Here is a 13,162-nt window from a genome sequence, read left to right as displayed (position 1 = left end):
ATCCGTCCCCCCATTCAGGAGAGGAAAATGAAATTACCATCCCGAACCCTGATCGTCCTTATGTTTGCTGGCCAGTGCACCATCGGCGAGGCAGTAGCAGCCGACAACAAGGACGAGGCTACGATGCGTGATGTCGTCGTTTCTGCCGCACGCATCGAACAAAACACGCTGGAGTCGCCGGCCAATGTATCCGTCGTCAACCGCGACAAAATCGAAACATCCGGCGCCATACGCGTCGGCGATGCGCTGACGGCCAAGGTGCCGAGCCTGTACATGCGTGGTGGCTTGGGCACATCAACACGGATCAACGGCGGGCCAGTCGTCAGCCTGCGCGGTCCGGGCGGCGTCCGTATGATGCTTGACGGCATCAGCCTGAGTGACGGCAATGCCGGATCGCTCAGCAGTTTGACGAGCATCAACATCAGTGATATCGATCGAATCGAAGTTGTGCCCGGTTCTGCTTCGGCCTTGTACGGCAGCGAGGCGGTCGGCGGCGTGATCAACGTCATCACCAAGATGCCAACCAAGAAAGAATATCGCCTGAAATATCTACGCGGCTTCAACGATGCCAAGCGAAACATCGCCGAAGCAAGCTACCGCGACCACTGGGAGAATGGACTCGCGCTCGCGCTGACCGCCCGTTACGAGGATATGGCCGGTTTTGTCGACAACAACCCGGTCGTGCTGCCGGTAACCGGCGCCGGGAATGGCCGCAATGCCGTACAAGGTGGCAGGAAAACGATGACATCCGCGGGTGTACCGGCTTACGTCGTCGGCGATCGTGGCGCGACGCCTTCACATGCCGCTTACTTCAACGCCAGGCTGTACTATGCGCTGGACGCAAAATCGCGTTTCTTTGCCAGTTTTGCATATACCCAATCGCATGTCGGCTTCAACGACTTCCACAATTACCTGACGCGTAACGGCCGACCGCTCAATCTGCCGACCAACAATGTCTCGATCAACGGGGATCGTCTCGGTACGGTGCGGCCGACCAGCTTCTGGGATACCAGCAACCCAAACCTGCGCGAGGAAAACCGCTATATCGTCGGCTACGACGGCAAACTGGGAGAAAAATACGACCTCAAGGTCAATGTGGGTTATTTCACTCGCAAAGGCTACTATGTGGCTTCCGGTAGGGGCGCGACTTTCCGTGATGGCCCGGGAACAAACACCAATACACCGAATACCACGCTCGACGGCTCAGTACAGCTGGGTACGGCGATCAGCGAAAAACACTATCTGATCGGCGGCTACGCGCTCACGCGCGGCACGCTCGACCGCAAGATCTACCAGCTCTCCCGCTGGCGCGACCCGGAAGGCTCGCGCACGCGGGTCAATGAAGAATCGTCGGGCACGAGCACGAACCATGCGCTTTTCCTGCAAGACCAGTTCTTCCTCAACGATGCGCTGACGCTCTATCTCGGCGGCCGTTACGACCGCTGGACGACACACGGCGTGGCGAAGAAATACGTTGGCTCGCCTACGGGCGTCTTTGATTCACCGGCGCGCACGCACTCGGCCTTCTCGCCAAAATTCGCCGCCGTTTATCGCTGGACGGATACCTTGACCGTACGCGGTTCAGTAGGGAGTGGTTTCAAGGCACCGAGTAACTTCAGCTTGTATGCCACCCCCATGCAACACGGCCAATACCAGATCCTTCTTCCCAACCCCAATGTTAAGCCGGAGCGCTCGCTCTCCTGGGATCTCGGCATCGAGAAGGCTTTGCCCAATGAGGGGGTCCTGAAAGCTGCCTATTACGAACGGCGGATGAAGGACATGATCTACAACAAGATCAGCCCATACACCGGGCCGAAGACCGGCACGCTTATTACAGTGACAGATGTTTCAACACCGACCAATGCCGGTAAGGCCTACGTGCGCGGTCTGGAGCTGAGCGGCGAAATCCCGCTGACGAAATGGCTGCGTGCCTCGGCCAGCTATAGTCGAACTGACACGCGGATCACCAAGGACGAAAGCGGTTCCGGCCTGGAAGGCAAGAAACTGCGTAATGTGCCGCGTGATCTGGCCAGTTTTGCACTGGACGCCAAGTGGCAGAACTGGCGTGCCAATCTGAGTACGACGTATACCGGCCTGCAATTCTCGAGCGAAAATAATAGCGACGTTGTCAAAAATGTCTATGGCAGCGCCAGCAAATACTGGCTGACCAACCTGCGCGTCAGCTATGCCTTCGACAAGTATCTGAAGCTCTCCGCCGGCATCAACAACCTGTTCGACAAAGAATATTACGAGTTTTACCGGATGCCGGGACGTAATGCTTACGTGGAAATGGAGGCAAGCTTCTGATGACACCCAGGGGACGCAGATGGCGGAAAGGCGGGCGTCTTTTAGCGGGTATGGCAACAAATTGCCAACGCCCCCGAATGGCCGCGCCACCGGGTACCTGAAAAAATGAACGCCCAGAGATTAGTGAAACCATTGAGGCGATATACAATGCATCTGGCTACTTCATGCTCCGCGTTCTGTGGCGCCGGACTTCTGCGCCACAACCGAAAACACCAGGGAAACATGATACCGCGGCATGAAAAGCACGACTCGGCGCGCAACACAGCGACGCAGTTGCCATCCATGGAAGTAATCGGCAAGACGAACGCACTGTCGCCCGCCTATGCCGGCGGCCAGGTCAGCAGCGGCCTCCAATTCTATGGCGCGGCGATCGGGAGCCAGTCAAATCCTTCGCAAGGCCTTGTCAGAAGCCGCTTGCCCGCAAGGACGCCATCACACACTATCCAATAATTTTTATCAACGTAAAACAGGAGAATCAACAATGCACGCAACACCACAACACCGCGGCACGGCAAGACGCTTGGCGATGAAAGCGATCGCCTTGTCCTTGTCACTGATGGGCTTTTCCGCTGCCGCGGAGGAACAGGAGGCCACGCTTGGCGACGTTGTCGTCACGGCCACCGGCAAACCCGAACAGCGCGCGCAGATCGCCGGCACGGTGCAGGTCATCGACGCTCGCCGCATTGAGGAATCCTCCGCCCGTTCGGTGACCGAACTGCTGGCCGAAAACGCCGTCGGCTTCTTCAGTCAGTGGACGCCAGCGCAGACCTCGATCAACATCCGCGGCGGCGCTTCCGACGGGCAAGGGAAAGACTTTCGCAGCCAGGTGCTGGTGCTCGTCAACGGCCGCCGCGCCGGCACCGCCAATCTTTCCAAGCTCTCGCCCTCGGATGTCGAGCGCGTCGAAATCGTGCGCGGCCCCTCCTCCGTCGTCTATGGCAGCCAGAATATCGGCGGCATCATCAACATCATCATGAAGAACGGGCGCACGGCGCCAGGCACGCTGCTTGAAGCTTCGGCCGGTTCCTGGGGGCTGTGGCAAGGGCGCGCGCAGACCGGCGGACAAAGCGGCGCGTTCGACTGGTACGCCGGCGTCACGGCTGGCGCAAGCGGCAATTATCACTCCGGCTCCGGCGGCAGCAAGCTGGCCAACACCGACTGGGATCGCCATGGCGTGGCCGCCGGGCTGGGCTGGCAGGTCAACGATAACCACCGGCTGGATCTGTCGCTGCGCGCCGATGGCATCTACGATGCAGGCTTCCGCGGATCGGGCGCCAACATCCACAGCAAGGATGACCGCAGCAACCGTTCCGCCGACCTCGTCTATTCCGGCAAGTTGCCGGACAACCGCGTGCGCTGGCTGACGCATGCCTACGCCATCCGCGACATCGACGACTTCAAATGGGCCTCGCCCGTCATCCGTAGCAGCACGGGCAAACCGGCGCGCGGCACCCGGGTCGACCACAACACGCGCACGCTCGACATCGAAGGCCTGCGCGTGCAGCCCGGCGCAACGCTCTGGCATGGCAACGACCTGCTCGTCGGCTGGGACTGGGAACACAGCCGCCTGCGTTCCGACCGCTTCCGCCTGGGCGTGCCTGGCAACAATCTCGCGCAGGTCGCGCCGCAGGACATCAACCAGAGCGAAACGGTCAATGCGCTGTATTTCGAGGATTCGCAAAAACTGTTTGACGACCGGCTGGTCATTCGCGGCGGCGTGCGCCGGACCTTCGGCAAGACTTCGCTCGAAAAAACGCCGAACCTTTCCGCGCTGCGGCCGCGTAGCCAAAACTATCGCCAGACGACGTACTCCTTCGGTAGCACGTTCAAGGCGACGCAGGCCCTGACGCTGCGCGCCGGCATCTCGACCGGCTTCCGCGCGCCGACGGCTTCCGAGCTGGCGGCCGATTTCGTCACGCTCGGCGGCGGCCGCATCTTCGGCAACCCCGGCATCAAGCCGGAAAGCAGCCGCCAGTTCGAAGTCGGCGCAGCCTACGCGGCGCGCGACTGGCAAATCGACCTCGCCCTGTTCCAGAACACGATCCGGGATCGCATCATCTCGCGCCTGCGCCCTGGCGTCGCCAACACCTCCGACTACATCAACAACAGCGGCGACATTCTTATCCGCGGCATCGAAATCCAGGCCAACGCCAACCTGCTGCCGCTGCTCGGCCACCAGAACACGGCCTGGCGCTGGTCGGTCTTTGCCAACGGTGGCTACAACTTCAAGATGCAAGACAAGGGCGTGAGCGCGACGGCGAACTCCGACAAACCGCAGCGCGCCTACCAGTATCAGGCTGCGCTGGGGACGCGCATCGGACAAAGCGGCATCGCGCATCCCTGGTCGCTGCTCGTCGAAGGCGTTCTGCGCGGGCCGATGTGGTACGACACCGAAGAGAACCTGCACGCTTGGGCGGAACCGAGCCGCAGTTACATCCACCGCAAATCACCGTTCACCGTGGTCAATCTGCGTGGTGAATTCGGACTGACGCCCAACGTCAAGCTCTTCGCCGCCGTCAACAACCTGTTTAACGTTAACGAACACCCGATCTTCCTCGGTCTCGACGAGCAGCCGTACAAGCTCAACGCCGCGCTGGCCAACGGCGGCTACGGCACCTCGATGCCGGGCCGGATGTTCCGCGTCGGCGTGCGCGCACTGTTCTGAGGGTTTAGCGGAAATTCCGGGGCATGTATCCGGTGACCAGAAAGCCGACCGACTCTCCGGACAGGCGGCCGGAAGCCCGCGTCCCTTGGGCGTTTCAGGGAGGGCATCGCCAGAACCCGCGCCAATTGGGCGTTTCCAGGCAGGCACCCTGGAAACCCTTATTCCACGCGGGTTCCCGGCCTGCCCGCCATCGCAACCGGCGTCTCACCGTACGCAGCGCAGTAGCGGCTGCGCGCGGCGGACTGAACGCCCGCGCTGACTGCCCGGTAAGCAATATTCCTGGCAAGGGATGCCAGGCCGTCGCGGATATTGCCAGGCAATGTGCCCTATATTATCGTGCGCTGCCCCATCTCTTTCGCCGGGGCTGCCGCGTTGTATCGCCGGGCCAAATCGATGACCCGGCCACATGCCTGCCAATCTGCAAGGAGTAATGAACTGATGAGAACCATTAATCACGCGCATTTTTCCCGAACCGGACTGACGCGTTTGTCCATCGGGCTGTTCGCCAGCCTGGCTTTGTTACTGCCGGCCTGCGCCCCCATCGGCACATACAACGGCACGGACCAGCCGCCTGCGTCGCAGCTTACGGAAGCCGCCGCACCAAGCCCAATCACCGCGCCGCCCCTACCCGCCATACTGCATGCCGAAGCCGAAATCGTACGTAGCGAACGCGATGGGCATTGGGAAAAAACCCTGCTCGTCCGCTTTCCCCAACGCCGAACGACCCTATCCACCTCCGACGGCCTGGTCAATGCCGCGGCAGTCGCCAACCATGCGGCCTCACCGGCGCTTTGGGCCAGCCTGCCGGGCGACGAAGGGCGCACCTATCTCGATCGCGTGCAGGCGCGCATGGCCACACGCTTGGGCGTGCGTACGGACGACGTGGTGAAAACGGGCACCGCCGCTGACATGGACAATCTGTCCTTCGTCACCTTGAAACAAGGGCCATTTATGGTTGCTGCGCTGGTCACGGCCGGCGCCAAAACCAATGCCCTGCGCGCCGGCACGGATATGAGCGATTACGTCGAAGGACAAGAACCGCGCGGTACGATCAACATCATCCTGTTGACCAATGCACGCCTGAGCGTCGGCGCCATGGCGCAGGCGATGGTCGTACTGACCGAAGGCAAAACGGCCGCGCTCGAAGACCTCAAGGTGCCGAGCAGCTATACGAAAAACGCACAGGCGACGGGCACCGGCACCGACAGCATCATCGTTGTTTCCGGAGCCAGCGACCAGAGTGCCCCGCACGCCACGTATGTCGGCGGCCACAGCATGCTGGGCAGCCTGATCGGCAAGGCGGCGTATGTCGCCGTCGTCGATGCGCTGGGCAAACAGAACGGCTTCTTCCTGCCGCAGAAGCAGGCGCAATGAAGGTCATGAAACGCCGCCGCGTTGTTTTGGGCGTCGCTGCGCTTTGCCTGGCAGCGCCGGCTAGCGGCAGTGCGCCCGCCGCGCCTGCGCCGACCCCAGTCGACATTGCCGCCAAGCCGCCCGGCACGATCCGGATTGCGCTGCTGCACATGGATGCCCGTCCGGGCGAAGTCGCCCATAACCGCCGCCTCATCGAGCACGCCGTCGAACACGCCGCCGCCGCGCAGGCTGATTGGCTGGCCACGCCGGAACTGGCTGAAAGCGGTTATGGATTCGCCAAGCGCATCGGCCTGGAGTGGATCGAAGCCTTTCCCAGCGCCTGGTTGCAAAGACTTGCGCGACGCGCGCGCCATCACCGTATGGCCTTGTTCATCGGGCTGCCGGAAAAGAACCTGGCCGGCAACATGCTGCACAACAGCGTCGCGGTCATCGACCGCCAGGGCAAAATTCTTGGTACGCACCGCAAATACCAGGTCGTCGGCGGGCAAATCGAACGCTGGGCTACGCCGGGCGTGCGCAATACGCCTTTCACATTAGACGGGATTTCCGTCGGCGTACTCGTCTGCGCCGACGCCTACCGTCCGGAACTGTCGGGACGCCTGCGGGCGCTGGGCGCGCAAATCCTGATTTCTCCCGCCAACTGGCCGCCTGTGCCCGGCATGGGGCCGGAGGGTTACTGGGAAGCGCGCACGGCCGAAACCGGCGTGCCGCTGATCGTTAACAACCGCACCGGCAACGAACCCGACCTGGATTTCCGCCTTGGCGAAAGCGTTGTCGCACAGGATGGCAAGCGCCTCTTTTCCTTCACTTTTCCGGAAACGCGGCTGATTTTTCTCGACTGGGACGGTGCGCGTGGCTTTACTGCAGCGGGAGACATGCCGCTGCCCACACAGCGGCCGATACCCACGTTACCCGCGCAAACCACGGCTATCGCGCGCCCCGAAGCGCAATGACGCAGGCGCCGGACAGCACAATGACCGCGCCCGCGCCAAGCGGCTGGCGCTGGGATTCGCCCGCCGCGCGCAAGGCCGGTGACGTTAGCGCGCACGCGCGCCTCTACCTGCGCATGATGGCGCAGTCCGACTATGCCGTACGCCTGGCGCCGGCCGTCGGCAAGAATTACGTCGACGTGCTCGACATCGGCGCTGGCGGCGGCAGCGTGACGCGCCATTGCCTGGCCGACGGCGCGCGCTGGTGCGCCGTCGAGCCGAATCCGGCGATGGGTGAGGCGCTGGCCGCGCAAGCGCCCGCATTGGCGGCGCGTGGCATCCGTCTCGAACATATCGCCGCGCGCTGGCAGGATTTGCCGAAGTCAGTCCATGCCGATGCCGTGTTCGCCTTCAACATCGGTGATAGCCACCACGCTGCCGATGCGTTGTTCGATGCGCTGGCACCGCGCGCACGGCGTGAGATGGTCTGGATCGTCCCGGCGCAGGCCGCGCCGGCTTCGTTCTGCCTGGCTGGTTTTTTACCTGCTGATTTTTATAGTGACAACGCCGTGAACCGGCAGCCAGCGGTCGAGCGAACGCTCGAACAGCTGGGGCAATCGCGCCAGCCGGCGCAAATCGACTATATCGACTGGCAATGCCGTTTCAATTTCGCCACCCGGCAGGAGGCCGCACGGCATTTTCTCGAACGTCTCGATTGTTCCGCCGACAGCACGCAGGGCCGCGCGCTGCGGGCTTATCTCGACCACGCGCTGCAAGCTGCCGGAGATTTTGCCGGAAATGCCACCAGGTTTGCCGCCAGAAATTGCCAAAATGGCGGGAATGGCTGGCTGGCGGCCTGCGCCAAGCGCAGCGCGGTCGTTCGCTGGTTTTTTTCATAACCCTTCAGGGAGATTTTCATCATGCCTTTGAACCGTTTTCTATTTTCTCTTCACCCGCCGCTACGCTGCCCGCGCGCCCTGCCGGCATTATCGGCAATTCCGTTGGCGCTGCTGGCCGCCACGCACGCTATGGCGGTGGAAGAAACGGCCTTGAGGCCGGTCGCCGTGACCGGCAAGCGCATCATCTCGACCGCGACGCGGCTCGACGAAGATCCCTTGCGGCTACCGTTTTCGGCCGCCACCGTCGAGCGCCGCGAGCTGGATGCGGCCGGCGCCATCACGCTGGAAGACAGCCTGCGCAGCGTACCCGGCCTGCAGCATGGGACGCAGGGCAATTACTATTCGCGCTTTGAAACGCGCGGGCTGCGCGATACCCAGGACGTGCTGGTGCTGATCGATGGCGTACCGCTGCGCGTTTTGCAGGGCAATGCCGATGTCACGCTGATTGCGCCGGATCTCGTCGAGCGCGTCGAATTTATCAAGGGGCCGGCCTCGGCGCTCTACGGCAAAAACGCAATCGGCGGCGTCGCCCAGTTTTTCATGAAGCCGGAAAAAGAAGGCGGGAGCGCCAGCCTGACCGCCGGCAGTTTCGGCCGGATCGGCGGCGCTTACCGGCAACGCTTCGACTACGACCGCGGCAATTTTTTCGTCGGCTTGGCATACAGCCACAGCGACGGTTTCCAGAACGGCACCGATCGCGATCAGCCCAGCGGGGTGTTCGGCATCGATCATGCAATGACTTCAAACTGGACAACCGGCCTGCAGTACCTGGCAACGCGCGTCAAGGCCAAGCGCGGTTCGATCGTTCCCCTGCAAAACGGCCGGCCGATGTATGGCATCACGCAGCGCGACAATTATGCGATCCCCGGCGTCGCGATCGAGGGCAATTATCAGTCGATATCCTGGAAAAACAACGTGCGCCTGACCAATGGCTGGTCGCTAAAGCATCTGAGCAGCTTCGCCGCGTATAACCGCCAGTTTCAGGGCGGCGTGACCATCGTGCCGGGACCGGCCGCCGTCAGCAAGGGGTTTTCGCAAACCGATACGCGCGACCGCGGCGTTTTCCACGACCTGGCGCTAATCCATCGCCACGCCGGCAAGGGCTGGAACAACACGTTTCAGGCGGGTGCCAGTTTTGAAGACGACTGGCAGAATCAGGAATCGCCGTCATACACCAACGCGCCGACGTATCGCGGCCCCCATTACAACACGCCGGTGAGCAATGTGAGAAATGACCCACGCGGCATTCGCGGCAAGGCGACCTACTCGCGCTTTGACCAGACGGTGCGCAGTCTCTACGTGCAGGATCGCCTCGAAATCGGTGATTTCGGATTCGTTGCTGGCCTGCGGCACGACAGCTTTAAACAGCATCTGAAGCGCTCCAATACGCCGGTGCAGTCAACCCAGAGTGCGTCGCGTCTGAGCCCGCGTTTTGGCGCCGACTGGGTGTATGCCCGCCGCGACGACAGTGCGCATTCGCTGTTCGCCAACTGGTCCGAAGGCTTTCGCCCGCAGGCCGTAGCGCTGAATACGCGCAACGGCGTCGTCGTGCCGTCGATTCTGCGCCCGGAGCGAACCCGCAGCATTGAGTTCGGCGTCAAAGGGCAACTGGATAATGAACGCTGGTTTTACCAGCTCAGTCTTTTCCGTGCGGACAAAATCGACGGACAGCGTTCATTCCGCAACGGTCCGGACAGCTTCATTTTCAGCAACGCCACTTCGCGTACCGAAGGGGTCGAATCGCTTCTGCACTGGCGGCTGGCCCGCGAATGGAGCGGTTACGCGCATTACACCTGGCAGAATGCGCGCCTGCGTGACTTCCAGACCTACAGCAATGCCGGCGTGCCGACACAGAACTTCGGCGGCAAGCGCGTGCGCATGTCGGCGCGGCACATCGCCGGCCTCGGCGTGACGTTCGAGCGTGGGCCCTGGTTGTGGAACGCTTCGGCCAGCTACGTCGGCACGCGCTATCTGCGCGACAACGTTGCCCACCCGCAAAAACTGCCCGCCTATACGCTGGTCAACACGTCCATCAGCTACCGTGTGACACCGAAGCTGACGATACAGGCCGGCGTCAATAACCTGGGTAATGTCTATTACATCAACGACGATATGTCTTCGCAGGAAGCCGGCAATGCCGGTGCGCCGCGCAATTTCTTCGCCCGCGTGCGTCAGGAGTTCTGAGTGGGCGACGACGACACGATGGTGAAATCGCTGTCAAGGCGGGCGCTGCTCAGGCGCCTGTTGGCGCTGGCGGGCGCGGGCGCGCTGCCGGCAGGGGCGCTGTCTGCGGGAACGCCGGGGATGCCGGCATTCTCGGCTCCGGACGGCCCCGCGCTTTGTCAGACCTCCGCCGCCTTTCCGCGCCGGGTCGTCGATACGCTGGGTCGGACGTTGAGCATTGCCCGCCCGCCGCAGCGCATCGTCGTCATTTTCCCGAGCAATGTCGAAATCGTCTTCGCGCTTGGGCTGGAAGCACGCGTCGCCGCCGTCGGCGGCCTGGTCGGCTGGCCGGCCGCCGCGCTGGCAAAACCTTCGGTCGGTAGATCGCTGGGCTTTTCCGCCGAGGCCGTCGCCGCACACCAGCCCGACCTCATCGTCGTCACCCCGGCGCAGCACAGCGCCCTGGCGCTGATCGCCCCCTTCGGCCGCATCGGCGTGCCGGTACTGGTGCTGCAACACCCCGACCTGCCCGCCATCCTGCGCAATATCCGCTTGGTCGGCTGGGCGACCGGGCACGAGGCGCAGGCCGAGGCCGTGCTCGGCCAGATGCGGGCGCAGCTCGACCGTATTGGCGATCGTTTGCACGGCGCGCCGCGTCGCCGCGTGTTTTTAGAAACCAGCGCCGCCGGCAACGCCGGCTTCCAGACCGTCGGGCAAGGGCACTACGCCAACGATGCGCTGGCCTGGGCGGGTGGCGAGAACGTATTTGGCGACCTGGTCGGTTCGCAGCAGGTTAGCGGCGAAGCGATCTTTCTGCGCGACCCGGACGTAATCATTTCCCTGCAACGGATTCCGGATGTCAGCGCCGCGCCGGAGGCGGTCCGCCAGATTGTGCGGCGTCCGGGCTGGTCGGCGTTACGCGCCGCGCGCGAAGGGCGCATCGTCGTCCTGCAACGCAACCACAAGCTGATTCCCGGCCCGCGCCAGATCGAAGCCGTTGCCGATTACGCACGTGCCATCCATCCGGAGCGCTTCAATGCATAGTCATCCATCTTCCTCACATTCGCGCGCATGGCCGTTCATCGCGTTGACAGGCGCGCTGTGCCTGGCGATTCTCGCCGGACTGATCTTTGGCGCCGATACCGTCTGGCCGACGCAGTGGTTCGACGGTAGCCAACAGGCCGCGCTGGTCTTCGTCTGGCGCGCACCGCGCGTTGCCACGGCATTCGTCGTCGGCGCCTGCCTCGGCCTCTCCGGCCTGATTTTCCAGGGCGTTTTCCGCAACCCGCTGGCCGAACCGTATCTGCTGGGCAGCGCCGCCGGCGCCAGCCTAGGCGCCGCCTGTGCGCTGCTGCTGCCGGAACTGCTGCCGCGTGGCGTGGGCTTGCCGCTGATGGCTTTCCTCGGCGCCTGGGGCAGCAGCCTGTTGGTGTTGCTCCTCGGCGGCGGTGGCGGTCATAGTGCGCAGACCGGGCGCCTGCTGCTTGCCGGCGTGGCGCTGGCGGCAATCTTGTCGGCGCTGCGCAGCCTGATCCTGATGGTCTTCGGCGACGAGTCGAGCAACCTGCGCGCGGTGATTTCCTGGCAACTGGGCGGCATCCAGTCACCCGCCTGGGAGGAATGGGCGCTGCTGTTTCTGGGGACGCTGGCGGCGCTCGCCGCGGCGATACGACTGGCGCCCGGTCTGGATGCGCTTGGACTGGGCGAGGAAACGGCGCACAGCATGGGCGTGCGCGTGCGTCGTTTTTCGATGCAGGCGATCGCGCTGGCGGCGCTGGCTACGGCGCTGGCGGTGGCTTTCGGTGGCTTGATTGGCTTCGTCGGCTTGATTGCGCCGCATGTACTGCGCTGGTGGGTCGGCCCGCTGCACACCCGCCTGGCGCCGGCTGTCGCACTGGGCGGCGGCATTCTGCTGGTGCTCGTCGATACCGTCGCGCGCAGCGCCATCCCACCCAGCGAAATTCCGGTCGGTCTGATGACTTCGCTGATCGGCGGCCCATTCTTCCTGTTCCTGCTGCTGAGACAAAAATCATGAGTACCTCATCGCCCATGCTGGTTTTCCGCAATGTGTCGGTACGCACAGAGCGGAAAAAACTGCTGCTCGACGGTATTGATCTGGATATTCCCGGGCAGGGACTGTACGGCATCATCGGCCCCAACGGGGCCGGCAAATCAAGCCTGGTGCGCACGGCCATCGGGCTGCTCAAGACGACCTCCGGTGAGGTCGTTTTAGGCGGGCATCCGCTGTCCTCCTGGCCGGCACACGCGCTGGCCGCCCACATCGGCTATGTGCCGCAACAGATCCTCAGTTACTGGAACCTGAGCGTGGCCGAAATGCTGCATCTGCGCGTTGCCCAAATTCCTGGCGATTTGATCGAGCATTGCCAGATCGGCCACCTGCTCGAACGGCGTTTCACGACGCTTTCCGGCGGCGAACAGGCACGTGTCGCCATCGCCCGTGCCTTGGCGCACCGGCCGCGCATCGTTTTTGCCGATGAACCGGCCGCACATCTGGATATGCCGCATCAACACCTGGTTTTGCGCCTGTTGCGCGAATATGCAAGAACGCAGACTGTGCTCATCGTCCTGCATGATTTACATCTGGCCAGCCGTTATTGTGATCGCCTCGCCCTGTTCGCTGGCGGTAAGCTCGTTGCCAGCGACACGCCAGCACGCGTCCTGACGCCAGAAATACTTGATCCGGTATATGGCGTCTCAACCATCCAGGCACACGTCGATGGTTGGACGTTCTACACGGTGCGCGACGACATCGCTTGCCCCTGATTTTTACCTGATTGACCGGGACCACTTTGTCAGGCAAAAAG

General features: G+C 62.8%; 9 protein-coding genes. All 9 read left to right on the top strand.

What is annotated here, in order from left to right; all coding sequences use genetic code 11:
* Positions 1–27 precede the first annotated feature (27 nt).
* The 9 genes from ABCS64_RS00375 (at position 28) to ABCS64_RS00335 (ending at position 13,121) form a co-directional block, all read left to right on the top strand.
* Positions 28–2,307: a TonB-dependent receptor plug domain-containing protein gene (locus tag ABCS64_RS00375; protein ID WP_418889966.1), complete on the top strand. Its 2,280-nt coding sequence runs from the start codon at positions 28–30 to the stop codon at positions 2,305–2,307.
* A gap of 481 nt (positions 2,308–2,788) precedes the next feature.
* Complete coding sequence (locus tag ABCS64_RS00370; RefSeq protein ID WP_418889965.1) at positions 2,789–4,972, top strand: TonB-dependent receptor; 2,184 nt, start codon at positions 2,789–2,791, stop codon at positions 4,970–4,972.
* A gap of 438 nt (positions 4,973–5,410) precedes the next feature.
* Complete coding sequence (locus ABCS64_RS00365) at positions 5,411–6,346, top strand: adenosylcobinamide amidohydrolase (protein ID WP_418889964.1); 936 nt, start codon at positions 5,411–5,413, stop codon at positions 6,344–6,346.
* The gene (locus tag ABCS64_RS00360; protein WP_418889963.1) at positions 6,343–7,299 is read left to right on the top strand and encodes a carbon-nitrogen hydrolase family protein; all 957 of its coding nucleotides are present in this window, start codon (positions 6,343–6,345) and stop codon (positions 7,297–7,299) included. Before ABCS64_RS00365 ends, ABCS64_RS00360 begins: the two co-directional genes overlap by 4 nt.
* Positions 7,296–8,174 (top strand): methyltransferase domain-containing protein, encoded by an 879-nt coding sequence (locus tag ABCS64_RS00355; protein WP_418889962.1) that lies wholly within the window; start codon positions 7,296–7,298, stop codon positions 8,172–8,174. Before ABCS64_RS00360 ends, ABCS64_RS00355 begins: the two co-directional genes overlap by 4 nt.
* A gap of 21 nt (positions 8,175–8,195) precedes the next feature.
* A complete protein-coding gene (locus tag ABCS64_RS00350) occupies positions 8,196–10,358 on the top strand; it encodes a TonB-dependent receptor (RefSeq protein WP_418889961.1) in 2,163 nt (720 codons plus the stop codon).
* Positions 10,359–11,381, top strand: coding sequence for an ABC transporter substrate-binding protein (locus tag ABCS64_RS00345; protein ID WP_418889960.1), 1,023 nt, complete (start codon positions 10,359–10,361; stop codon positions 11,379–11,381).
* Positions 11,374–12,372 (top strand): FecCD family ABC transporter permease, encoded by a 999-nt coding sequence (locus ABCS64_RS00340; protein WP_418889959.1) that lies wholly within the window; start codon positions 11,374–11,376, stop codon positions 12,370–12,372. Before ABCS64_RS00345 ends, ABCS64_RS00340 begins: the two co-directional genes overlap by 8 nt.
* Complete coding sequence (locus tag ABCS64_RS00335; RefSeq protein WP_418889958.1) at positions 12,369–13,121, top strand: ABC transporter ATP-binding protein; 753 nt, start codon at positions 12,369–12,371, stop codon at positions 13,119–13,121. The genes ABCS64_RS00340 and ABCS64_RS00335 overlap by 4 nt, the downstream gene beginning before the upstream one ends.
* Positions 13,122–13,162 lie beyond the last annotated feature (41 nt).

It is taken from the genome of Dentiradicibacter hellwigii (assembly GCF_041770905.1).
Lineage (GTDB): Bacteria > Pseudomonadota > Gammaproteobacteria > Burkholderiales > Rhodocyclaceae > Propionivibrio > Propionivibrio hellwigii.
The sequence above is the reverse complement of the archived record's forward strand: the minus strand, read 5'-3'. Positions and strand labels throughout refer to the sequence as shown.

Excerpts from the sequence above, each read along its gene's own strand:
- ABCS64_RS00375 (WP_418889966.1), top strand. The coding sequence starts at position 28 with ATGAAATTACCATCCCGAACCCTGATCGTCCTTATGTTTGCTGGCCAG.
- ABCS64_RS00370 (WP_418889965.1), top strand. The coding sequence starts at position 2,789 with ATGCACGCAACACCACAACACCGCGGCACGGCAAGACGCTTGGCGATG.
- ABCS64_RS00365 (WP_418889964.1), top strand. The coding sequence starts at position 5,411 with ATGAGAACCATTAATCACGCGCATTTTTCCCGAACCGGACTGACGCGT.
- ABCS64_RS00360 (WP_418889963.1), top strand. The coding sequence starts at position 6,343 with ATGAAGGTCATGAAACGCCGCCGCGTTGTTTTGGGCGTCGCTGCGCTT.
- ABCS64_RS00355 (WP_418889962.1), top strand. The coding sequence starts at position 7,296 with ATGACGCAGGCGCCGGACAGCACAATGACCGCGCCCGCGCCAAGCGGC.
- ABCS64_RS00350 (WP_418889961.1), top strand. The coding sequence starts at position 8,196 with ATGCCTTTGAACCGTTTTCTATTTTCTCTTCACCCGCCGCTACGCTGC.
- ABCS64_RS00340 (WP_418889959.1), top strand. The coding sequence starts at position 11,374 with ATGCATAGTCATCCATCTTCCTCACATTCGCGCGCATGGCCGTTCATC.
- ABCS64_RS00335 (WP_418889958.1), top strand. The coding sequence starts at position 12,369 with ATGAGTACCTCATCGCCCATGCTGGTTTTCCGCAATGTGTCGGTACGC.